This is a genomic window from Thiocapsa rosea, assembly GCF_003634315.1.
GTDB classification, from domain to species: domain Bacteria; phylum Pseudomonadota; class Gammaproteobacteria; order Chromatiales; family Chromatiaceae; genus Thiocapsa; species Thiocapsa rosea.
Genome location: NZ_RBXL01000001.1, coordinates 1870025 through 1890470 on the forward strand (window position 1 = coordinate 1870025; position 20446 = coordinate 1890470).

22 protein-coding genes are annotated in these 20446 nt (G+C 65.4%); 11 read left to right on the plus strand and 11 right to left on the minus strand.

The window, feature by feature from the left end:
- Nucleotides 1-17: 17 nt before the first annotated feature.
- From BDD21_RS08455 to BDD21_RS08465, 3 genes are read right to left on the minus strand one after another with little or no spacing between them, the layout of a single operon-like run.
- Nucleotides 18-1124, minus strand: a complete 1107-nt coding sequence (locus tag BDD21_RS08455) for a glycosyltransferase (protein WP_120796787.1) — start codon at nucleotides 1122-1124, stop codon at nucleotides 18-20.
- Nucleotides 1121-2158 carry a glycosyltransferase family 9 protein gene (locus BDD21_RS08460; protein WP_120796788.1) on the minus strand — a complete coding sequence of 346 codons (1038 nt, stop codon included), beginning with the start codon at nucleotides 2156-2158 and terminating at the stop codon, nucleotides 1121-1123. The genes BDD21_RS08455 and BDD21_RS08460 overlap by 4 nt, the downstream gene beginning before the upstream one ends.
- Nucleotides 2155-3492, minus strand: a complete 1338-nt coding sequence (locus tag BDD21_RS08465; protein WP_245969475.1) for an O-antigen ligase family protein — start codon at nucleotides 3490-3492, stop codon at nucleotides 2155-2157. The genes BDD21_RS08460 and BDD21_RS08465 overlap by 4 nt, the downstream gene beginning before the upstream one ends.
- Before the next feature lie 257 nt (nucleotides 3493-3749).
- Between BDD21_RS08465 and BDD21_RS08470 the strand changes: the two genes are divergently transcribed.
- From BDD21_RS08470 to BDD21_RS28245, 4 genes are all read left to right on the plus strand, one after another.
- Nucleotides 3750-4919 carry a glycosyltransferase gene (locus BDD21_RS08470; protein ID WP_120796790.1) on the plus strand — a complete coding sequence of 390 codons (1170 nt, stop codon included), beginning with the start codon at nucleotides 3750-3752 and terminating at the stop codon, nucleotides 4917-4919.
- 121 nt (nucleotides 4920-5040) lie between these two features.
- Nucleotides 5041-5280 carry a type II toxin-antitoxin system ParD family antitoxin gene (locus tag BDD21_RS08475; RefSeq protein WP_120796791.1) on the plus strand — a complete coding sequence of 80 codons (240 nt, stop codon included), beginning with the start codon at nucleotides 5041-5043 and terminating at the stop codon, nucleotides 5278-5280.
- Nucleotides 5277-5651 (plus strand): type II toxin-antitoxin system RelE/ParE family toxin, encoded by a 375-nt coding sequence (locus tag BDD21_RS08480; RefSeq protein ID WP_120796792.1) that lies wholly within the window; start codon nucleotides 5277-5279, stop codon nucleotides 5649-5651. The genes BDD21_RS08475 and BDD21_RS08480 overlap by 4 nt, the downstream gene beginning before the upstream one ends.
- A gap of 67 nt (nucleotides 5652-5718) precedes the next feature.
- Entirely contained in the window at nucleotides 5719-6342 is a 624-nt protein-coding gene (locus tag BDD21_RS28245) for a hypothetical protein (protein WP_211335006.1), read from the plus strand.
- Here the strand turns inward: BDD21_RS28245 and BDD21_RS08495 are convergent.
- Together BDD21_RS08495 and BDD21_RS28560 are read right to left on the minus strand one after the other, a co-directional pair.
- Nucleotides 6317-6694: a type II toxin-antitoxin system PemK/MazF family toxin gene (locus BDD21_RS08495; protein ID WP_120796794.1), complete on the minus strand. Its 378-nt coding sequence runs from the start codon at nucleotides 6692-6694 to the stop codon at nucleotides 6317-6319. The genes BDD21_RS28245 and BDD21_RS08495 overlap by 26 nt on opposite strands.
- Entirely contained in the window at nucleotides 6688-6942 is a 255-nt protein-coding gene (locus BDD21_RS28560; RefSeq protein ID WP_120796795.1) for an AbrB/MazE/SpoVT family DNA-binding domain-containing protein, read from the minus strand. The genes BDD21_RS08495 and BDD21_RS28560 overlap by 7 nt, the downstream gene beginning before the upstream one ends.
- Nucleotides 6943-7197: 255 nt before the next feature.
- Here BDD21_RS28560 and BDD21_RS08505 point away from each other — a divergent pair, with 255 nt between their 5' ends.
- Entirely contained in the window at nucleotides 7198-7635 is a 438-nt protein-coding gene (locus BDD21_RS08505; RefSeq protein ID WP_120796796.1) for a DUF29 domain-containing protein, read from the plus strand.
- A gap of 32 nt (nucleotides 7636-7667) precedes the next feature.
- Here BDD21_RS08505 and BDD21_RS08510 read toward each other — a convergent pair whose 3' ends face one another.
- The 4 genes from BDD21_RS08510 to asnB form a co-directional block, all read right to left on the minus strand.
- Nucleotides 7668-8093: a type II toxin-antitoxin system VapC family toxin gene (locus BDD21_RS08510; RefSeq protein WP_170164714.1), complete on the minus strand. Its 426-nt coding sequence runs from the start codon at nucleotides 8091-8093 to the stop codon at nucleotides 7668-7670.
- A gap of 2 nt (nucleotides 8094-8095) precedes the next feature.
- Nucleotides 8096-8347 (minus strand): hypothetical protein, encoded by a 252-nt coding sequence (locus BDD21_RS08515; protein ID WP_120796798.1) that lies wholly within the window; start codon nucleotides 8345-8347, stop codon nucleotides 8096-8098.
- A 306-nt stretch (nucleotides 8348-8653) separates the two neighbouring features.
- On the minus strand, nucleotides 8654-9775 hold the full coding sequence (locus tag BDD21_RS08520) for a glycosyltransferase (protein WP_120799824.1): 1122 nt from the start codon (nucleotides 9773-9775) through the stop codon (nucleotides 8654-8656).
- Nucleotides 9776-9777: 2 nt separating this feature from the next.
- Nucleotides 9778-11607 carry an asparagine synthase (glutamine-hydrolyzing) gene (gene asnB / locus BDD21_RS08525; RefSeq protein WP_120796799.1) on the minus strand — a complete coding sequence of 610 codons (1830 nt, stop codon included), beginning with the start codon at nucleotides 11605-11607 and terminating at the stop codon, nucleotides 9778-9780.
- A gap of 553 nt (nucleotides 11608-12160) precedes the next feature.
- Here asnB and BDD21_RS08530 point away from each other — a divergent pair.
- Nucleotides 12161-13036: a CPBP family intramembrane glutamic endopeptidase gene (locus BDD21_RS08530; RefSeq protein WP_120796800.1), complete on the plus strand. Its 876-nt coding sequence runs from the start codon at nucleotides 12161-12163 to the stop codon at nucleotides 13034-13036.
- Nucleotides 13037-13068: 32 nt separating this feature from the next.
- On the opposite strand, the gene BDD21_RS08535 is transcribed toward BDD21_RS08530, so the two are convergent.
- Nucleotides 13069-13842 carry a LytR/AlgR family response regulator transcription factor gene (locus tag BDD21_RS08535; protein WP_120796801.1) on the minus strand — a complete coding sequence of 258 codons (774 nt, stop codon included), beginning with the start codon at nucleotides 13840-13842 and terminating at the stop codon, nucleotides 13069-13071.
- Between the two features lie 397 nt (nucleotides 13843-14239).
- On the opposite strand from BDD21_RS08535, the gene argH reads away from it, so the two are divergent.
- The 4 genes from argH to BDD21_RS08555 all read left to right on the plus strand — a co-directional run bounded on the left by argH (nucleotide 14240) and on the right by BDD21_RS08555 (nucleotide 17655).
- Nucleotides 14240-15655, plus strand: coding sequence for an argininosuccinate lyase (gene argH, locus BDD21_RS08540; RefSeq protein ID WP_120796802.1), 1416 nt, complete (start codon nucleotides 14240-14242; stop codon nucleotides 15653-15655).
- Nucleotides 15645-16028: a nucleotide pyrophosphohydrolase gene (locus BDD21_RS08545; protein WP_120796803.1), complete on the plus strand. Its 384-nt coding sequence runs from the start codon at nucleotides 15645-15647 to the stop codon at nucleotides 16026-16028. The genes argH and BDD21_RS08545 overlap by 11 nt, the downstream gene beginning before the upstream one ends.
- A gap of 236 nt (nucleotides 16029-16264) precedes the next feature.
- The gene (locus BDD21_RS08550; protein ID WP_120796804.1) at nucleotides 16265-16993 is read left to right on the plus strand and encodes an IS1096 element passenger TnpR family protein; all 729 of its coding nucleotides are present in this window, start codon (nucleotides 16265-16267) and stop codon (nucleotides 16991-16993) included.
- Nucleotides 16994-17061: 68 nt separating this feature from the next.
- Nucleotides 17062-17655, plus strand: coding sequence for a Uma2 family endonuclease (locus tag BDD21_RS08555; protein ID WP_120796805.1), 594 nt, complete (start codon nucleotides 17062-17064; stop codon nucleotides 17653-17655).
- 135 nt (nucleotides 17656-17790) lie between these two features.
- On the opposite strand, the gene argE is transcribed toward BDD21_RS08555, so the two are convergent.
- Nucleotides 17791-18945, minus strand: a complete 1155-nt coding sequence (gene argE / locus BDD21_RS08560; protein WP_120796806.1) for an acetylornithine deacetylase — start codon at nucleotides 18943-18945, stop codon at nucleotides 17791-17793.
- Between the two features lie 244 nt (nucleotides 18946-19189).
- On the opposite strand from argE, the gene BDD21_RS08565 reads away from it, so the two are divergent.
- Nucleotides 19190-20254, plus strand: a complete 1065-nt coding sequence (locus BDD21_RS08565; protein WP_120796807.1) for a peptidase C39 family protein — start codon at nucleotides 19190-19192, stop codon at nucleotides 20252-20254.
- Nucleotides 20255-20446: the final 192 nt, after the last annotated feature.

A 20446-nucleotide genomic window follows, 5' to 3' on the forward strand; every position in this document is an offset into this window, starting at 1 on the left:
GGTCAAGTCGAAATCCGTCACCCCGGCTCGGAGCGCGGTGCCGCTTCACCCAATAGCTCGCGATAGACCGCGAGGTTGCCCTCCACCATCGCATCGATGGAGAACTCCCGCGCCATCAGGGCCTGTCCGCCTGCGCCGAGTCGTCGGCGACGCTCGGGGTCGGAGAGCAGGGCCTCGAGTGCGGCCCTCAGCGCCGCGATGTCGCCGGGAGGCACCAGAAGCCCGTTCTCGCCGTCGCGCACCGCCTCCGGGATGCCGCCGACGCGGCTCGCGACGATCGGCACGCCCGCGCTGGCGGCTTGGAGCAAGGAGACGCCGAGCCCTTCCATGCGCGCCGGGTGAACAAGCAGATCCAGGCAGGGCATGATCTCGGCGAGATCGTCCCGGAAGCCGAGGAGCCGAACACGCCCGGTCAGGCCCTTCCGGTTGATCCGTGCTTCGAGCGCATCCGCGAGCGGCCCCTTCCCGAAGAAGCGCACCTGCAGGCCGGGGTAGCGATCCATCAACGGGGGCAGTGCCTCGACCAGATCGGCGTGCCCCTTGCGCTGAATCAGTTGGGCGACGACGCCGATCAGAAGCGCGTCCTCGGGCACCCCGAGCCGGGCGGCGATCGAGTCGCGCGCGCAGGGCCGGGCGTAGGCGGCATAGTCGACCGCGCTGCGCACGACCCGCAGCTTCGCGGCGGGGAGGTCCTCGGCAAGCAGCACATCGCCAATCCCCTCGGAGATGGCCACCACGCGGTCGAAGAGGCGGTACTTGAGCGCGACCAGCCAGCGCGGCTCGGGGTTGTCGACCCGGCGGGTGTGGATGACCGGCACACCGCTCAGGCGCGCCGCGATGCCGCCCATGACGTCGGCGCCGATGCGACTGTGCAGGTGTACCAGATCCGGTCGGCTCGCACGGATCAGGCGTCGCAGACGCATGACCATCGGCAGGTCCAGATCGCCGCGCATCCGAAGGCCATAGACCTGCGCAACGGGCGCAGCGGCCTCGGCCAGGGCACATCCGGCGGGGCAGGCGAGCAGATTCTCATGACTGCGCGCGTCGAGTCCACGCAACAGGTGCAGCACCTGATAGGCCCCGCCGTAGAGATGGCGTCCGCCTTCGACATGGAGGATCCTCACGGCGCAGCCCCGAGCACGCCGCGGGCTGCGTCCAGGATCTCCTCGACCGTGATCAGGCGCATGCAGGTGAAGGCACCGTCGCAGGTCGGGCGCCGTTTGCAGGGCGAGCAATCGAGCCTGTGATACAGCACCCGGGCGTTTCCGCGCGTGGTGTCGCGATAAGGACAGGTCGAGCCGAAGAGGAGCAGGCTCGGTGTGGCGAAGGCGATGCCCATATGGCCCAGACCGGTATCCACACCGATCAGGAGCGAGGCGCGCTCGATCAGGGCCGCGGCCTCGATGAGGCTGGTGCGGCCCGTTAGGTCGACCAAGGGGGTGTCGGCGGCATCGGCGATCCGTGTCGCCGCCTCGCGGTCCGCCGGACCGCCGAGCAGGACCGGCGTCAGGCCGAGATCCGCCTGGATGCGCGCCGCCAGCGGTGCCCAACGCTCCTCGATCCAGTGTTTTTGCGGACGCGTCGTGAAGGGGCAGAGCACCGCATAGCCGTCGCTCAGATCATGCTCGGCGATGACCCGCTCTGCGAAGTCCGCCTCCGCCTCGCCGTAATACACGGCCATCGCGAAGTCATCCGCCGGCAGACCCAAGGTCTGTGCCAGATAGAGATACTCCGAGCCGATACGCCGGGGATCTCCGCCGCGCTGAACGGTGCGGGTCATCAGCCATTGGCTGCCCTCGCGCGAGCCCAGACCGATCCGCTCGCGAGCACCCGAGAGCCGGGTCAAGGCGCCGCTTTTCAGCAATCCCTGCAGATCGATGGCGAGGTCGAAGCGACGCTCGCGCAGAGTCGTCCGCAGCGCCGCAATCCCAGACATCAGCTCGCGCAGACGCCGCTCGCGCCACAGGCGTCGCCAGTGACGGAGCGGACAGACGATGACCTCGTCCAGATCCGGGTGTCGGTCCAGCAGCGAGCGATACTCGGGCTGTACCAGCCAGGCGATGTGCGCCTGCGGATGGGCGCGTCGCAGGGCCGCGATCAGGGGCGAGGCGAAGACGATGTCGCCGATCGCGGAGAGCCTGACGATGAGGATCTTCATCCGCGGCCGTCTCCCGGCGGCTCCGTCAGCCGCGCGAGACGGAAGCTGTAGGCGGACCCTGCGAGCAGGATCCAGAAGACCATCCAGTCGCTGCGCACCACGCGATAGTTGAACAGATTCCAGATGAGCACGAACACGAGCGTCATCAGGAAAAGTCGGCAGAGGTCGGCGGGGAGGCGTCCGGCGCGACATTCGTCGCCGGTCGCACGCACCAGCGCCCAGACCAGCGCCACCGCCAGCAGCAGACCGATTGAGCCGAATTGAAACAAGGTCTCGGCATAGGCGTTGTGCAGATGCGGCAGCCAATTGACGTTGTCCAGGAGGGTGTCCGTGCGCCCGCTTGTTGCGATCCACTCGCGGCTGGTGCCCGCACCCCAGCCGAACCAAGGGCGTTCGCGCCATTTCTCAACGGTGAAGAGCAGGGCGTTCACGCGCAGGCCGACCGGATCGGAGGTCACCTCGGTCACATCGCCGCTCATCACCTGTTGCAAGGTTTCGGTCTGGTCCGTAAGCCGCATCCCGATGGTCTGATACTGGGTCGACAGGATGACCCCGAGGACGGCGACGACCAGCAGGATCGCCGCCCAACGTCGGCGTGTCGGTGTTGCCGTCGTCACCTGTCGCGCCCGCCATTCCAGCAGCATCAAGACCGTCAGACCGCCGAGAAAGCCGAGCCAGGAGCCGCGCGACTGCGACAGGAGCAGGCCCTCCAACAGGATCAGCAGCCAGACGGCCCAGAGCGTGATCGCGAGCCAACGCTGCCAGGGCCGATCCCGCACCGCCCAGAAGGCGCGCCGCGTCGCGAGGAGCCCAAGTGCGCCGAGCCCGGCGAACATCCCGAATGCGATCGCCGGCAGGTAGGACTCGAACCGAGTCGAGAAGAAGGCGGCGTCGAGGCTCGCCCAGTCGATCTTGCGAAAGGTCGCGAGGGTGAAGCCCGCGAGCCCGAGCAGCAGGACCAGACGCACCCGGTCCGGGCGTCCTGCGACCCAGTAGGCGAGCGGGATGAAGAGCAGCAGCTTCAGCCAGTCCGATCCGTTCTCGACAACCGCTTGTGCGAGCGCCGGGGTCGGCTGTAGGACATAGGCAATGGCGCTGTGCACGGCGACATAGAGGCCGAAGGCCAGGGCCGTCAGGGCGACCGGATCCCGTGCGAGCCGCCGCCAGGCGTCGAATCGGATCAGGAAGGCGAGCGTCAGCAGGACCAGACCGACGGTGGCCGGCGTGATCCCGAGCAGCCCGAAGAAGGCAAAGACATAGAGTCCGACGAGACCGGCGCGTGACCAACCGTCGGTGGGCACGATGCTCGGCATAAGGCGGGGCGTCTCGGGCAAGGGCTGCGTCTCGAAGGGTTCTCGGGTGAGGATGTCGGCTCGGGACAGGTATGATACGCGCGATCGCGGACCCGGGTGCACCGAGGCGCGGGCCTCGATGGATGTTTCGGTCCGTTCGCACCCGGAATCTCGGAAGCTCGGAAGCACGGAAGCTCGGAAGCATCGATCTGCGCTCGGTGCTCCGGCTGCAACGCCTGAAAAATTCGATATCCACCACAAGACTCGGCACGGTGCGACCGCCGTGTCGAGGACGATCAATGCCCGTCATCCCCCCGCCGGATCAACCCATCGCCGAAACCGTGCCGAATTCGGCATCGCGCCCGGTCTGCCTCTTCATCCCGAGCTTCGGCGATGGCGGGGTGGAGCGCATGATGGTCAACATCGCCCGCGGGATTGCCGATCAGGGTGTGCCGGTCGACTTCGTGGTCGGCCGTCGCGAGGCGCCCTTTCTGGACAGTCTGCCTGCTACCGTGACCATCCATGCACTCGGGCACGTTCGGCCGCGAGAGCGACAGTGCTTCCTCGCCGAGTATGTCGAGCGCAGCCGTCCGGCCGTCGTGCTGTCGGCCAAGACCGAGGATGACCGCATCGCGCTCGCCGTCAAAGCGCGCTCTTCCACCGACACGCGCTACTTCCTGCGCCCCGGCACCACCATGTCCGAGCGCTGGCGTGCGCGCGGGAAGAATCGGCTCAAACGCTGGTGGGAGCAGCGCGAGCTGCGGAGCCTTTTTCAGCGGGCCGACGGGGTCGTCACCGTGTCCGACGGGGTCGCGGCCGACATCGCCGAGGTCACGGGCATCCCCCCGAGCCGCATCCGCGTAGTGCGCAACCCCAACATCACGCCCGAGTTTTACGCGCAGGCCCGGGAGCCGCTCGATCATCCCTGGTTCGGCACCGACCAGCCCCCGGTCATCATGGGCGTCGGCGGCCTGCGCACCCAAAAGGACTTCGCGACCCTGATCAAGGCGTTTGCCCTGCTCCATGCGCGTTTGCCCTGTCGGCTAATGATCCTCGGGCAGGGCCGCCAGCAGGGGCGCCTCCAGCGCCTCGCAGGGGATCTGGGCGTTGCAGAGGACGTCGCCCTGCCCGGTTTCGAGCCCAATCCCTACCGCTTTCTGGCGCGCGCCAAGCTCTTCGCCCTCTCCTCGCTCTGGGAAGGCTCGCCCAATGTCCTGACCGAGGCGCTCGCGCTGGGGACACCCGTGGTCTCGACCGATTGTCGCAGCGGACCGCGGGAGATCACCCGCGACGGCGCGTTCGGCGCCTTGGTGCCGGTCGGCGATGTCGCGGCATTGGCCGCCGCCATGGAAGAGACCCTGCGCAATCCGCCGTCGCCCGATGTCTTGAAGCAAGCGGTGCAGGAGTATCGGATGGACATCAGCGCACGGCGTTATCTCGCGGCCTTCGGGTTGATGGCCGAGGGTTGATCGTATAAGCCGGTCGGTACCCGTCGCGGGCCGTTTCCGGCCCGGCCAAGAGAGAGCAGTGCCAGTCGGCGTCGATCCGTGCTAGCTTTGGCAAAGGCTGCCAAACTGCGGAGCGCCGACCATGGCCACGATGAACATCTCCCTGCCCGAAGACTTGCGCGACTTCGTGAATCGAAAGGTCGCCGCGCAGAGCTACTCCAGCACGAGCGAATATCTGCGCGAGCTGATTCGGCGCGAGCGCGATATCGAGATGCTGCGCGAGCGGTTGCTGGCGGGGCGCGACTCCGGACCGGCGGAGCCGATCGACGACGCCTGGCTCGCCAGGTTGCGGGCACGGGCCGCCGGCGAGATCGCCGAGTGATCGGCAAGCGTCTGCTTCTCCGACCGCTCGCACAAGCGGACATCGATGCGATCGTGGCTTACTGCCGCGCCGAAGGCGGAGCAAGCCTGGCAACGCAGTTTGCCGACCGACTTGAACATACGCTGCGTACCCTCGCCACGCATTCGGCCATTGGCTCTGGCCGCTACGCGGATCTGCTGGGGATCCCGGGCCTGCGCAGTTGGCCGATCAAACAGTCGGCGTATCTGATCTTCTACGTCGACGACGCCGGACAGATTGACATTTGGCGCGTCTTGCATGGTCGACGCGATATCTCGGCGTTGCTGGGCGAAAGCGATCCTGGAGAGGGCGACCATGACGGGCTGCTCGCCGACGGTGCCGGCGGGGCATGAGTTCGTGGGGATACCTCAGGGTCGGAGCCCTTTCTCGCCTGTCCGGGTCTTGAGGAAGGCGCGCAGCATGGAATGGGGATCTCGACGCGGCGAGCCAACCGCGGGGCTAAGGTCGCCTGAGGTCGACGCTGTATTCGCTCCAGATGGCATCGGCGGAGACCGCCATCTAACCCTCGGTGCGTGCCTGAGCAATGATCAATCGGTCGAAGGGGTCTTCGTGAAAGCCGGGGAGGCTTCCCGTCTCGATGACATGCGCATCGTTGATCATCAACAACGAAGCACCGGCGTCAAGACTTTGATCGCGGAAGGTGGCGGGGTCAACCGAGAGCTTCCCCAAGCGGTGTTTGATCGCCACTTCCCAAACGCTGGCCACGGAAACCAGGCAAGCCGTTGTCGTCATGAACTCGCGCGTCTGCTGTCGCAACCGCGAATCGCCCAGCAGTCATCACGGCATGATCTGGGTGTCGAGCAGCAGTTTCATGCGTCGTCGAAGAGCTTGCCGACGTCGGCGTCCGCCTGCTCGCCAAAAGCTGCATCCACGTCCGCGAATTTCCCGGACAAGGCCCCCCAATGGCGCAAACCGGGCGAGGCCACGCATGGAACCAGCCGGACCTGGGCCTGGCCATGGCTCGCGATGATGACCTCCTCACCGGAAACGGCTGCCTTCAGGCGAGTTGTAAGATCTGGTTGAGAACGTCCAGCACCTCGGCAAAGCGGGCATCGGGGATGCGTTTCATCGGATGTGGTGTGCCGCTGCGCAGACGCCAGTCGAAGGATTTGGGCTGGTGGCAGAGAACGTAGCTGGTTTGCCCGGCCTTGCGCCCCCCGGCCGCACCGACCGCTACGGCAAAGGGGTTGTCGGCGTTATAGGCTGCGGTGGTCATGGGCAGGCCGATGACCAGCGAGGTCCGTTCGTTGAAGACTTTGGGCGAGAGCACCAGAAAGGGATGAACATCCCGCATTTCTTGCCCGCGCTGGGGATTGCAGTCGATCCAGATGACGTCCTGCCGGTTCGGCGCCCAGGCTTTGACTGCTTTCACCATTGTTCGGCGCCAAGAGTCTTCTCGGCGGGCATCGCTTCGCTGCCGTGGCGTTCGGGATCGAAGCGGGCCAAGCGTTGTTCCAGAGTCAGTCGTTCGTCGCGGATCGGCGTGATGATGACCCGTTCGCCCTCCACGGTGATGTTGACACGCTGGTCGGCGTGCAGATGGGCCGCCCGGGCAATGGTGGCGGGCAAGCGCACACCGAGGTTATTGCCCCAGTGTTTGATGTCGAGAACGATTGAGGTCACGGCTCGGCTCCGGCAAATGTTTATACATAGTCTAAACGTGCTGTGCCCGACACGCAAGGGTGGGGTTCGACACGCAAGGGTGGGGTTCCGGGGTCGGGTCTTTCCTTTTGCCTCCAGGACCGCAGGCTGAAGTGAGGAACGAACCCCGGCATCTTCGGCGCCGCGGTCAAGCCGGTTCGCGCGGCTCATCCCGGCCTTCGGACTCACACCATTCGGTTATCATCACTCCATGGTTGGCTAGCGTAGGCACCGCGTATGAGCAATGCGTATGAGCAAGATTTCTTCTCTTGGACCCGGGAGCAGGCCGCGGCGGTGCGCGAAGGGAATCTCGGGCGTATGGATCGCGAGCATCTAGCCGGAGAGATCGAAGAGATGGGACGCTCCGAGCAACGCGCGCTGGCTGCACGCATGGCGGTCATCGTCGCGCACCTCCTGAAGTTGGAGGTGCAAACCGAGCGAACGTCGACCAACGAGAAAAGTTGGCGCAACTCCGTTGCAACCCAACGTCGCCAAATTGAGCGTCTCCTCGGAAAGAATCCGGGGCTTCGCAATCCGGCCATCCTGGCCGAGGCGCTGGAATCGGCATGGGACGATGGCCGCGATTGGGCAATTCGCGAGACCGGGTTGGATCCGGAGCAGTTCCCAAGCGAGCCGATCTATGATCTGTCCGGGATTCTCGGCGAGTATCGCTGATTCGCGACCAAGGTCCAGTGCTCTTCCTGCAATTATGGGCGTGCCCGTTGGCCTGATGCCTCTCCGATGCGTGTCCAATCCCAGACCTCGAGTTGATGTCCAGCAGCCTTGGCGAGATGTTTGTCGTTGGTAAAAAACTGCTCGCATTCGGATGTCAGTGCCGCGGCCAGGTGGAGTGCATCAGGTGTCTTGATCCCGTGATCGATACGGAGGCGACTCGCGAGATCGAACAGCGAACGTTCGAAAGGGACGAGCAGGCAGCTGTCAAAATAGCTGTCGTAGATGTTGAGCAAGTCGTCTCGTTGATCACGAACCGCTTGTAGCCTGGATTCCATGCGAACGAGCTCGCTGCCGAAGACTTCCTTGCCGGCGATCAGCGCCTTGAGTTTGTCCTGCTGCTCCGGGGTGCCTTCGACCAAATCGATCACGATACAGGTGTCGAGGAAGATGCGAGTCATCGTCATTTCCAACTCGCACGCTCGGCTTCGACTTGGGCAGCAATCGATCGGTGATCTCGCCCGGGTGAGTTTTTGGGAAGTGTCTCGAGGAAAGCGTCGAGATTCCCTCGCACGGCTGCGATGTCGGCCTGCGTACTCTCCTCGGTTTCGTACAGGACGATGACACGCGCGCGGCCTGTGCGCGCCTCGCTTGGGAGATTAAGGTGGATTGAGCGGTCTGCCGTGATTTCGATGTCCAACTCGATGGCGTTCATGACAATCTCGTTTCTTGAGGTTGCGGGTCTTGGTTGTTGCGTGGATTTTCTTCCGGTCATGTGTTCGTCCTCTCTCGGCCGACAATTGGGGTTAGGTCGACGTATCCCTAATGCATCCAAAAACTACTGTTTTTTAAGTTAAACCGCGCCCGGTGCGGTATGCGATGTTTTTGGATGGGGTCGGCCCCGGCAGACTTGAGGAACGCGGTACAGGAATATCGGATGGAGATCAGCGCACAGCCCTACTTCGCGGCCTTTGGTTTGATTGCCGAGGGTTGATCGGCATTCGGAAAGAAACCGTCGTTACTACCTCGCCCACCGCGGCAGTCGCATGGCATCCAAATAGGCATCGGTGCTCGCCTCGATCTCGTAGGGGCTGGCGGCGTCCCGAAGGAGCGCCTCGGGTGGCGGTGCGTCCAGGGTCTGCATCATGGCCGCAGCCAAGGCGACAGCGTCGCCGACCGGCACCAAGGGGCCGATGCGTCCGTCCTGCAGGATCTCGCGCGGGCCGCTCGGGCAATCGGTGGCCACCACGGGTGTGCCGACCGCGAGTGCCTCGATGATGACGAAGCCGAGTCCCTCCCAGCGCGAGGTGAAGGCGAAGAGATCGGCATGGGCCATGAAGGCGTAGGGCTCGGGGACGAAGCCGGGGAGGGCGACATCTTCGGCCACGCCCAGCTCGGCGGCGAGCGCGAGCAGGCGCTCGCGTGCGCGGCCCTCGCCCAGGATCATGAGGCGGCAGGGGCGCTCTGCCCGCACGCGCGCGAAGGCACGCAGCAAGGTCTCGAAGTCCTTCCGTCCGCACAGCTCGCCCGCGCCCAGGATGAGAGGAATGTCGGACCGGCCGAGCCAGGGGTGATCCGGGCGCGCCAAGGCATCCGTGAAGAGCGACGCCGGCACCACGGGCGAGGGCACCACACGGATGCGCTCGCGCGCCAAGCCGGTGTAGCGCGCCATGTCTTCGGCCACGCCGGCACTGGTTACGATCACCTGATCGGCGAAGGGATAGAGTCGGCCCATGGAGGTGCGCTGGACCCAGCGCTCGAGCGCGCCGCGGGTCGCCAGATCGATCGAGATGGTCGTCCCCGAGCTGAAGACCAGGCGCGTGGGTACGCGGGCGAGCCAGCCGGCAAGCAGTGCGGTGCGATTCACCCGATCCTTGTCCGAGAGCATCACGGCCGGGCGCTCCCGGCGCAGATAGCGCACCAGCGCCGGCACGCAGGCGTAGGTATGCCGCGAGCCCAAATCGACCACCGAGACCCCGTCCGGGATCGCGTCCAGGTGCGGCCCATGCCGACGGACCTTGAGCAGATCCACCCGATAGCCCCGACGCGCCAGGGCCGGGATCAGGTGCTTGGCCGCGCGGTCGACCCCGCTGTGACCGGAGGTCGAGAAGAAGCAAGCAATCCGCGGGGCGGTCGTCGCCATGGTCAGGTGCGGCTCGCGATCCAATCCAAGGGATCTTCGTCGGGCGAGGGTGCGAGCCCGGGCTGCTCGATGAAGAGCCGATGCCAGATCGCGAACTGCATGAGACCGAACAGCTCGCGACTGCCGCCCTTGGCGGCCTGACGGGCGGCGACCAGATCGGGGATGGACTCGACGCGGAACCACTCGCGGATGCCACGGCTCCGTGCCAGGCGCTCGCCGACACGAGCCGCGACCTCGCCGGTCAGCCAGTCGCCGACCGGGACATGGAAACCACGCTTGGGACGCGCCAGGTGTCCCGGCGGCAACATAGGCTCGGCCCAGCGCTTGAGCAGCCATTTGCCCTGATGACCCTTGACCTTGAGCGCATCGGGCAGCGACAAGCCGAATTCGACGAGGCGATGGTCGAGGAAGGGCACCCGTCCCTCCAACCCGAAGCCCATCAGCATGCGGTCGGTTTTCACCAGCAGGTTGTCCGGGAGGGCGGTGACCAGGTCGGTGTATTGGCGCCGCTGCAGGTCGGACCAGCGCTTGGGCGTCGACCGCCAGGCCTGAAGAAAGGGCGCGCGATCCGGCTCCTTGATCGACCCGAGCGCCGACCCGAGCAGCCGTCGCGACCAGTGCCCCGACCACTGACCGCGGGTCCGGAAACCGCCGCTACCCGGACTCAGCAAACCCTTGATCCAGCGCTCGGCCGGCGGCGGGCGATACCGGCCGTAGCCGGCGAAGACCTCGTCGCCGCCCTCGCCCGAGAAGACCACCTTGAGATCGGCCGCAGCGGTCTCGGCCAGGATCGAGGTCGGCAGGTTGGCATAGTCGCGCATCAGCTCGTCGGCCGCCCAGACGGTATGCGGGATACGTGCGAAGACCTGATCGAGCTCGAGTGCCAGGGGACGGTGATCCAGTCCGAAATGCGCGGCGACCCGTGCCGCCTCGTCCAGCTCGTGCGCCATCGCGGTGCCGCGATAGCCGACCGAGAAGCTCTTGATGCGACCGGCCCCGTGGGTGTGCAGAAGCGCGGCCAGCACGGCGGAGTCCACCCCGCCCGAGAGGAAGAGCCCGAAGGGGACGTCCGAGCGCATGTGCTCGCGCATAGACGCGTGCATGAGCGCGTTCAGCTCGGCTTGCGCCTCCTCGAGGCCGATTGCGCGAGGCGCGATGTCGAGCGCCGACCAGTAGCGCCGTTGCTCGATGCGCAGATCCCGATCGATGATCAGGATCTCGCCGGGCGGCACCCGTCGGATGCCCTCCAGGATCGTCTCCTCGCCGCTCGCGAACTGATTCTGCAGGAATTGCCGCAAGGCGACCGGATTCACGCGGGGCTGCCCCGGCAGGATCGGCAGGAGCGCCTTGATCTCGGAGGCGAAGGCGATGCGGTCCGGCAGACGCACGTAGAAGAGCGGCTTGATCCCGAGCCGGTCGCGTCCGAGGATCAGCCGCTCGGCCTGCGCATCGTGGAGCGCGAAGCCGAACATGCCGCGTAGCTCGACGGGGAAATCCAGGCCGTGCACGGCATAGGCGTGCAGGATGGTCTCGGAGTCCGAGTCGGTCCGCGGCTCGCGACCCTGCGTGCGCAACGCTGCATTCAGCTCGATATAGTTGTAGACCTCGCCGTTGGCCGCCAGCGCGAGCTGTCCGTCTGCCGAGACCATCGGCTGATGCCCGGTGGCGAGTCCGATGATCGACAGCCGCGTCTGCGCTAGCCCGACCGGGCCGTTGCAATGGATGCCGTGATCGTCCGGGCCGCGGTGAGCCAGGGCCGCGGCCATCCTTCCCAGCTCTTCAGGGTTGGGGCGCGACCCCTCGCGCAGCATGAAGCCTGCGATCCCGCACATCAGCGGATCCACCTCTGGTCTTGGTCTCGCGTCGCGATCGGCGGCATCGGATGGCTCAATGGGGCCTGAATCATGGCCCGGGGGCAGGTGCGGGGTGCGATCTCCGCGGCGTGTCGAGGCATTGTCGACCGACTCGATCGACTATGACAAGCCGGGTGCGTCAGCGAGCCCGATACATTCTGTCCTCGGGTGCGGATTGATGGAGCGGTTGCACGATCATCCCGCCCGATCAGCAAAGAAATTGCAAGCACTGCACTTTGGCACTTTGCGGCACAATGTGCGGGGGCGCCTGAGGTGCTCGCCGATTCGTTTCTCGGGATATGCTGCCGGCGCAGTATCAGTGGACCCGGCAAAGCAGGACGCCGCAGTGCTGGCGTTCCGCGATGATGGCGACGACTTCCTGGGACGCCTGCTGGGTGCCGGCTTTGCGTCGGCTCAATTCCTGACCCCGGAACATCCCGTCCCTCGGGCTTCACCCGCTCGCTGGTGGTTGCCCGCAAGGCGGGGGCCTGGCGTGACTGATTCGTCCCTCTGAAAGCACAGATCCCAATCGATGCGCATTACCGCACTCTTTTTCGCCTATCTCTTCGTCTGCCTCCTGCTGGGGGCGCTTCTGACCTATCCCGTGATGGCGACCGGCTGGCTCGACGAGGACCCGCAGCGGGTCATGGGTCGGTTGGCGCAGATCTTCATCCTGCTTGGGCTCTGGCCCTTTCTCAAGCGCCTGCAACTCGCGGATCGGACCGCGTTGGGTTACGGCATTCCAAAGCCGGTCTTCCGACGTGCGCTCGCTCTAGGTTGGGTCGAAGGGGTGGCGATCCTCGCCGTGCTCGCGGCGATGCTCGTCGCGTTGGAGATTCGGCTGCCCGACGCGGATCTGGAACTCTGGCCCTACCTGGCAAAGAAGGCACTCCAGGCCCTGATCGGCGGGCTCTTGATCGGGGTGCTCGAGGAGACCTTCTTCCGCGGTGCGCTCTACACGGCGATCCGTCGGCGCAACGGCGCGGCCTCGGCCGTGGTCTGGACCGCGTTTCTGTACATGCTGGTCCACTTCATGAAGCCGAGCGCCTTGCCGGAGGGTGTGCTTTTCGATTGGGCGGGCGCGTTGCAGATGTTCGGCGCCGTCTTCATCGACGTCTTTCAGTGGAAACATCTGAGCTCGATGGCGGCGCTCTTCATGGTCGGTGTCTTTCTGGCCCTGGTGCGCGAGCACACCGGCCACATTGCATGGGGCATCGGGTTGCACGCGGGCTGGGTCTTCGTGATTCAGGTGACGCGGCGGATGACCGACGGCAACCCCGAGGCCCCGGCCGCCTTTCTGGTCGGCAGCTACGACGGCGTCATCGGCTGGCTGGCTGCGGCATGGATCGGCCTGCTGGCGTTTCTGTTTTGGGGATGGACGCGCCGCTCGCGATCCGAGGGTGCGTGAGTCGAGTATGTGGGTCATGGGGCGGCAAGGGATCAGCCGGGCATCCGCCGATCGGCATTGTCTCCCTGGACCCACCGGCGAACCTCGGGCAGGTGCCTGCGGCTCACCTGGAGCCGCTCCGCACAATCGCGCAGCCGGATGTAGGCACCTCCGTCCGCGCTTTTCTCCAATCCGCAGACCTGCCCGCGCGCGACCAGCGCATTCCGGTGAATGCGCAGGAACATCTCGGTGAACTCCTGCTCCAAGACACGCAGCGACTCGTCGATCAAAAGCTCGCCATCGAGGTGACGCACCGTGACGTATTTGTGCTCGGCGCGCAGATAGATGACGTCCTCGATCTGCACGGTGCGCAGCCCGCCACGGTAATGGGCACTGATCTGGCGCCGGGGGGCGATTCGAGGTGGATCTGAATCGGGGGATCCGGCCCGCCCGACGCACTGAATCGACGTCGGATTCTGCACGCGCAACAGGGCCTCGAAGAGGCGCTCGCGACACACCGGCTTCACCAAATAACCGGCGAGTCGGTTTGCGAATGCAAATACGGTCTCGTGCTCGAAGGCCGTCACCAGGATGACCGCCGGGGCGGGGTCCAGCGCGGCCAGTGCTCGCGCCGCCTCCAGCCCGTTCATGCCGGGAATCTGCACATCCAGCAACACCAGATCGATCCGCTGCGACCTGCAGATCTCGATCGCCTGACGTCCGTCGGTCGCCTCGCCGGCCAGGGCGTACCGCCCGTCGGCGTCGGCCAGCAGCCTCCGAAGCCGTTCGCGTGCCTGTGCTTCATCGTCGACGACCAGGATGTTCATAACCTTTTCCATGGATCAGGTCTGGGCCGGGCTGACAATGGTGCTTCGTCGGTCGAACGGAAAGTGTGCCCTGATGGGCATGCCAAGCCTGGCGAAGCGCATGTTCAGGCTGTCCTTCCACCGCCGCGGACTCTTCGCGTCAAAGATAGCTCACGATCATTTTACTCAGGTTAAACCGCGTCCAGAGCGACATGCGTAGTTTTCATGTTGTGTTCAGCGTCGGGGGCCTCCTCGATCTTGCCGAGACGCGGTTTAAAATTTAATTTTATTAATAACTTAAACCGCGCCGGCTCCGGCAGTCGTCGGAGCCGGCGCGGCCAAGCCATTCCAACGAATTACGCATACCGCACCGGGCGCGGTTTAGAATCCTCGGATCGCACCACTTCGGATCCCGCAGATGCACCAGCCAAGCCCTTCCGCCAAACCCTGGGCCGGGCGCTTCAACGCGCCCACCGACGCCTTCGTCGAGGCATTCACCGCCTCGGTCGACTTCGACCGCCGCCTCTATCGCTACGACATCCGGGGCTCGATCGCCCACGCCACGATGCTGGCCCGTCAAGGCATCCTCAGCGATGCAGAGCGCGACGCCATCGTCTCCGGACTGGAGAGCGTGCGGGAGCGGATCGATGCCGGCGCCTTCGAGTGGTCGATCCCGCTCGAGGATGTCCATATGAACGTGGAGTCCGCCCTGACCGAGCTGATCGGCGATGCCGGCAAAAAGCTGCACACAGGGCGCTCGCGCAACGATCAGGTCGCGACCGATGTGCGGCTGTGGTTGCGCGACGAGATCGATCTGATCCGCAAGGCCATCGCACGCCTTCAAGCCGCCTTGCTGGATCTCGCCGAGCGCGAGGCCGAGACCATCATGCCCGGCTTCACCCACCTGCAGGTCGCCCAACCCGTCACCTTCGGCCATCACATGCTGGCCTGGTTCGAGATGCTGGATCGCGATCGCGAGCGCCTGGCCGATTGTCGGCGGCGCATGAACGTGATGCCGCTCGGGGCCGCCGCGCTGGCCGGCACCACCTATCCGATCGATCGGGCCTACACAGCGGAGCTGCTCGGTTTCGATCGGCCGGCGGAGAATTCGCTCGATGCCGTCTCGGACCGCGATTTCGCGATCGAATTCACGGCGGGCGCGGCCATCCTCATGATGCACCTGTCGCGCTTCTCCGAAGAGCTGATCCTCTGGTCGTCGAGTCAGTTCGGCTTCATCGAGCTCTCCGACAGCTTCTGCACCGGCTCCTCGATCATGCCGCAGAAGAAGAACCCGGACGTGCCCGAGCTGGTGCGCGGCAAGAGCGGGCGCATCTTCGGTCATCTGATGGGCCTCTTGACCCTGATGAAGGCCCAGCCCCTGGCTTACAACAAGGACAACCAAGAGGACAAGGAGCCGCTGTTCGACACGGTCGATAATCTGAAGGGCTCGCTCAAGGTCTATGCCGAGATGATGCGCGAGGTCACCTGCAATCGTGAGCGGATGCGTTCCGCCGCCGCGCAAGGCTTCAGCACCGCCACCGATCTCGCGGATTATCTGGTGCGCAAAGGCATCGCTTTCCGCGATGCGCACGAGATCGTCGGCAAGGCGGTCGGGCTCGGTGTGCGCGAAGGTCGGGATCTTGCCGAGCTGACGTTGGAGGAGCTGCGCGGATTCTCGGACGCGATTCAGGCCGATGTCTTTGCCGTGCTGACGCTGGATGGCTCGGTTGCCGCACGTGATCACCTCGGCGGCACGGCCCCGGCCCAAGTGCGCGCTGCGATCGTCAGGGCACGTGGGCGCTTGGCCGATGTGGGCACAAGCGATGCCGGATAGCCTTGATCAGCTCAACGCCCGTCTACTCGCCTTCGCCCGCGAGCGCGACTGGGAGCAGTTCCACTCGCCCAAGAACCTCGCTATGGCCTTGGCGGGTGAGGCCGGCGAGCTGCTCGAGCACTTCCAATGGCTCACCGAGCAACAGAGTGCCGAGCTGAGTGCCGAGAAGAAACGGCAGGTCGCACACGAACTCGCCGACATCCTCAACTATCTGGTCCGCCTGGCCGAGCGGCTGGACATCGACCTGCTGGCCGCTGCCGACGAGAAGATCGCCATCAACGCGGCGCGTTATCCGGCCGACAAGGTACGCGGGGACGCGCGTCGGGCGAGCGAGTATGGAGACGAGGATGGAAGACGGGACGGTTCTGTGTGATGGCGCGTTTGAAACTGAGCGTCTGCTGTTGCCGGATGATGTACGGGAGGAGTTGCTGGCGCACGCTAAACTCCTCCAGCGCTGCGGGCCTAGCCCCCGTCGGCCTGCGGTCGAGACGCGCAAGGGGTCACGCTACGCGAAGTTTCGAGCTTCCGCGCGTTGCGCGACCCTAGATCCATGGCGCGACGCGAGCATGCTTCCCACTGTCTGTCCTTTCAGCGAGGCGGAGCTGTTGGATGACGACTATTGGCCGGAATAGCGACAAGGCAATCGGGTTCGACAAGACCAACAGACGTACCGCTCATGCCCCGGAGGAGGGACAAGGATGGCGCCGCGACGCGATCGCCCTGACGCCTTGGGGCCCGCCCCTGCTGAGTACGGTCTTGGAAGCCCGAAATCAGGCGCGCACGACGGAGGTCGCGGCCCTGGAGGCGGCGCTGACCCTCGATTGGCTGCTCGATCCCATCGCGGCTTTCGAGGATTGGAGCCGCTCCATCCGTTCCGTGTTGCCGGAATGGCAAAAGGATTTGGATCCCCCGGAAGCAGACGTTCAGCCGGGAGCGCACCAGTTCAAGGTATCGCTCGGGGCGCGCTGCTGGCGCCGGATCCGCTGCGGGGTCGAGACCAGCTTCGCCGTGCTGGCCTCGACGATTCTCGACGCCTTCGATTTCGATCACGACCATCTCTATCGCTTCAGCTACCAGAACCGTTATGGCCAGATGATCGAAATCGACCACTTCGCTCTGGTGGGAGAGACGGACAACGCGGTGGCCGACGAGGTGCTTATCGGCGATCTCTCTCTGTCCGAGGGTCAGCGCATCGAGTTCCTGTTCGGCCTCGGCGACGCTTGGACATTCGGGATCCTTGTCGAGCGCCCCGAGGCCGGGCCCGTCCGCCCGGCACCGCTCATCCTGGAAAGCTATGGCGAGGCACCGGCGCAATACGGGGATGAATGGGACGACTAACCTAAACCGCAGCCAGTGCGACACGCGCATTCTATACTTTCTCGGACGTCTTCCAATCGGTATCCGCCATGCCTCTCCTCCAACCCGATCATCGGCACTACACCTACGCGGACTATTCGACCTGGCCCGATGACGTGCGCTATGAGCTGATCGACGGCGTTGCATTCCTGATATCGCCCGCACCGACGCTCGATCATCAGGATGTGGTCGGCGAGATCTACTACCAGCTTCGGCAGGCACTCGGGGACCAACCCTGCCGCGCCTACGTCTCCCCGGTGGACGTGCGGGTTCCCCGCACCGACGAGGACGACGCGGACATCGACACCGTCGTTCAGCCGGACGTGCTGGTGATCTGCGATCGCGAGAAGACCGACCGTCGCGGGGTGCGCGGCGGTCCGGATTTCGTCGTGGAAGTGCTCTCGCCCGGCACCGCGAGCCATGACCATGTGCGCAAGCGCCGGGTCTACGAGCGCGCCGGCGTGCGTGAATACTGGTTGGTCCATCCGATCGACCGCACCCTCACCACCTACCGGTTGGAGCAGGGCCGGTTCGGCGGGGCCGAGGTGACGGAGCTGGCGGGTGAGACCCCGGTCGGCATCCTCCCGGGCGTGGTGATCGCTTGGGATGCACTGGTCGAGCGTCTTGCACCGCCGGAGGACTGACCGGCACCGCGGCCGGTCCCGGCGCAAGGACCTCGGGCCGGCAATCATCGGTGTTGAACCGCGTCCCCGCTAAGGGCCGTGGATGCACCAAACGCCGAACTCACTCGAAAGTGAGCATCTCGCTCTGGGCGCGGTTTAACGTAGACAGAAACGCTGGATCAAGGCCCGCAACAGGTCGAGCGTCGGTCTGATCCGATCCAGCTCAAGATACTCGTCCGGTTGATGGGCTTGAGCGATATCACCCGGCCCGAGCACGATCGTCTCCATCCCGAGCTGGTTGAGGAAGGGCGCCTCGGTGCCGAAATTCACGGCCTCGGCGGTGTGGCCGGTCAGTCCTTCGGCCACGCGCACGATTGCCGAGCCGGCGGGTGTCTCGGCCGGCGGGATGGCCTCGAACAGGGGCTCGACGAACCAGGCTAGGCCGCGTCGGTCGGCGACGGTCGCGACCCGGCGGCTGAGCTCGGCGCGCACGTCGGTCGCACTCAGGCCGGGCAGCAGACGCATGTCGACATGCAGCTCGCATTCCCCGCAGATCCGATTCGGGTTGTCGCCGCCGTGGATGTGGCCGAGGTTCAGCGTTGGATGCGGGATCTTGAAGTCCGGGTGTCGATGGCTGTCGGCGAGCTCGGAGCGCCAGGCCATCAGGGCGCCCATGACCTCGTACATGCCGTCCAAGGCGTTGTTGCCGAGGGCCGGGTCGCTCGCATGGCCGCTGCGGCCGACCAATCGAATCGATTCGCCCATCACGCCTTTGTGCAGGCGCACCGGCCGCAGGCCGGTCGGCTCGCCGATCACCGCATAGCGCCCGAGCGGCCGTCCGGCCTCGACCAGGGCGCGTGCGCCGTGCATCGCGGACTCCTCGTCCGCGGTCGCCAGGATCATCAGAGGCTGCGCGAGATCGGTCGCGGTCAAGCCGCGTGCGGCCTCGATCGCCAGCGCCAGGAAGGACTTCATGTCCGAGGTGCCGAGCCCGTAGAGGCGCCCCTGGGCTTCGGTCAGCTTGAGTGGGTCGTGGGTCCAGAGATGGGCATCGAACGGAACCGTATCGGTATGTCCCGACAGCACCAGACCGCCGGGGCCGCTGCCGAGCGTGGCCAGCAGATTGGCCTTGTCCGGTTGTCCGGGAAGCGCGAGGATCTCGACCCGGAAGCCGGCCGACTCCAACCAGGAGGCCAACAGATCGATCACCGCCCGGTTGCTGTGATCGAAGGCGGGCGTGACGCTGCTGACCGACAGGGTGCCGATCAGGCCTTCGAGCATGGTGGTCAGGGTCGGGGCCTGGCTGGGCATGGCGTGCTCCGCTGTATTGAGACTGAGGCTCGGGTCCGCCGCCCGAGGAGGATGTTGATTCGATCCGATGGCGCCGGCCTCGGACGCCTTGCATTTTCCTGCGTGACCTGTAGATTTCGCCGACTCTATCCCGCCTTTCCGGCTCCTGCCAGTCCCCGCGCCGATACCGAGCTCAGTGCCCACCCATTCGCCCAGCGACATCGCTCACCCGCCCCCGCGCCTGCGCCCTGCTGCGCTTGCGGATATGGGTGCCCTTCTTCGACTCGAGGGTGCGAGCTTCCAGAGTGACCGGCTGACCCGTCGCCAGTTCCGCTACATGCTGACCCGTGCGCAGGCGCGCACGCTGGTCGCCGAGGATGCCGAGGGTGCCTTGCTGGGGTACGTCATGGTGCTCTTCAGCCGGGCCACCTCGGTCGCGCGGCTCTATTCGATCGCGGTCGCGGCACAGACGCGTGGCCGAGGGGTCGGCCGCGCCCTCGTCAACGCGGCGGAGGAGGCGGCCTGGGAGCAGGAGCGCGCCTACATGCGCCTTGAGATCCGGCGCGACAATCTTGCCTCGCAGGCGCTGTTCGAGAACGCGGGTTATCGGCGCTTCGGCGTACTCTCGGACTATTACGAAGACCACATGGAGGCGCTGCGCTACGAGAAGACACTCTCTCCAGGTCTCAAGCCTGAGCTCACGCGCGTGCCCTTTTACGAGCAGACCCTCGATTTCACCTGCGGCTCGTCGTCGCTGATGATGGCGATGCAGGCGCTGCGCCCGAGTCTCGAGCTCAATCGAACCTTGGAGCTGCGGATCTGGCGCGAGTCCACCACCATCTTCATGACCTCCGGGCACGGGGGCTGCGGGCCCCTGGGTCTGGCGCTGTCCGCGCAGGCCCGCGGCTTCGCCGTGGAGGTCTTCGTGAACGATCCGGGCGTGCCGCTGGTCGACTCGGTGCGCAGCCCGGAGAAGAAGGAGGTCATGCGCCTCGTCCACGAGGACATGCTGGCCGAGGCGCAGCGCTTGGGCATCCCGGTCCACCAGGGCACGCTCAGCGTCGACGATCTCCAGCAACGCTGGGACGCGGGCTCGGTGCCCCTGGTGTTGATCAGTTCCTACCGCATCTACCGCGAGAAATTCCCGCATTGGGTCGTGATCACCGGCTTCGACGAGCACTTCATCTATGTCCACGACCCCTACGTCGACTATGCCAACGGAGAGACCACGCTGGACTCGATCGATATGCCGATTCGCCGCGACGAGTTCAGCCGGATGGCCCGGTATGGTCGGGTTGGGTTGCAAGCGGTGGTCCTCGTCTCCTGCTGAATCGCGTCAGGCGCGACATGCATCGTTCACGTATGGATCGGAACGACCCGGCAGCGACCACCGTCGTCACTGACGCGATTCAGGATTTTTATTTTTTATGCTTTAAATCGCGCCTGTGCCGAGGCGCGTTGGTATGGATCAACCCGGAATCAAAATGCAACGCGACATAGACCCCACGAACGAGCGCGATTT

Excerpts from the sequence above, each read along its gene's own strand:
- BDD21_RS08460 (WP_120796788.1), bottom strand. The coding sequence starts at position 2,158 with ATGAAGATCCTCATCGTCAGGCTCTCCGCGATCGGCGACATCGTCTTC.
- BDD21_RS08470 (WP_120796790.1), top strand. The coding sequence starts at position 3,750 with ATGCCCGTCATCCCCCCGCCGGATCAACCCATCGCCGAAACCGTGCCG.
- BDD21_RS08475 (WP_120796791.1), top strand. The coding sequence starts at position 5,041 with ATGGCCACGATGAACATCTCCCTGCCCGAAGACTTGCGCGACTTCGTG.
- BDD21_RS28245 (WP_211335006.1), top strand. The coding sequence starts at position 5,719 with ATGGAATGGGGATCTCGACGCGGCGAGCCAACCGCGGGGCTAAGGTCG.
- BDD21_RS08495 (WP_120796794.1), bottom strand. The coding sequence starts at position 6,694 with ATGGTGAAAGCAGTCAAAGCCTGGGCGCCGAACCGGCAGGACGTCATC.
- BDD21_RS08505 (WP_120796796.1), top strand. The coding sequence starts at position 7,198 with ATGAGCAATGCGTATGAGCAAGATTTCTTCTCTTGGACCCGGGAGCAG.
- BDD21_RS08510 (WP_170164714.1), bottom strand. The coding sequence starts at position 8,093 with ATGACTCGCATCTTCCTCGACACCTGTATCGTGATCGATTTGGTCGAA.
- BDD21_RS08515 (WP_120796798.1), bottom strand. The coding sequence starts at position 8,347 with ATGAACGCCATCGAGTTGGACATCGAAATCACGGCAGACCGCTCAATC.
- BDD21_RS08520 (WP_120799824.1), bottom strand. The coding sequence starts at position 9,775 with ATGGCGACGACCGCCCCGCGGATTGCTTGCTTCTTCTCGACCTCCGGT.
- asnB (WP_120796799.1), bottom strand. The coding sequence starts at position 11,607 with ATGTGCGGGATCGCAGGCTTCATGCTGCGCGAGGGGTCGCGCCCCAAC.
- BDD21_RS08530 (WP_120796800.1), top strand. The coding sequence starts at position 12,161 with ATGCGCATTACCGCACTCTTTTTCGCCTATCTCTTCGTCTGCCTCCTG.
- BDD21_RS08535 (WP_120796801.1), bottom strand. The coding sequence starts at position 13,842 with ATGAACATCCTGGTCGTCGACGATGAAGCACAGGCACGCGAACGGCTT.
- argH (WP_120796802.1), top strand. The coding sequence starts at position 14,240 with ATGCACCAGCCAAGCCCTTCCGCCAAACCCTGGGCCGGGCGCTTCAAC.
- BDD21_RS08545 (WP_120796803.1), top strand. The coding sequence starts at position 15,645 with ATGCCGGATAGCCTTGATCAGCTCAACGCCCGTCTACTCGCCTTCGCC.
- BDD21_RS08550 (WP_120796804.1), top strand. The coding sequence starts at position 16,265 with ATGACGACTATTGGCCGGAATAGCGACAAGGCAATCGGGTTCGACAAG.
- BDD21_RS08555 (WP_120796805.1), top strand. The coding sequence starts at position 17,062 with ATGCCTCTCCTCCAACCCGATCATCGGCACTACACCTACGCGGACTAT.
- argE (WP_120796806.1), bottom strand. The coding sequence starts at position 18,945 with ATGCCCAGCCAGGCCCCGACCCTGACCACCATGCTCGAAGGCCTGATC.
- BDD21_RS08565 (WP_120796807.1), top strand. The coding sequence starts at position 19,190 with ATGGGTGCCCTTCTTCGACTCGAGGGTGCGAGCTTCCAGAGTGACCGG.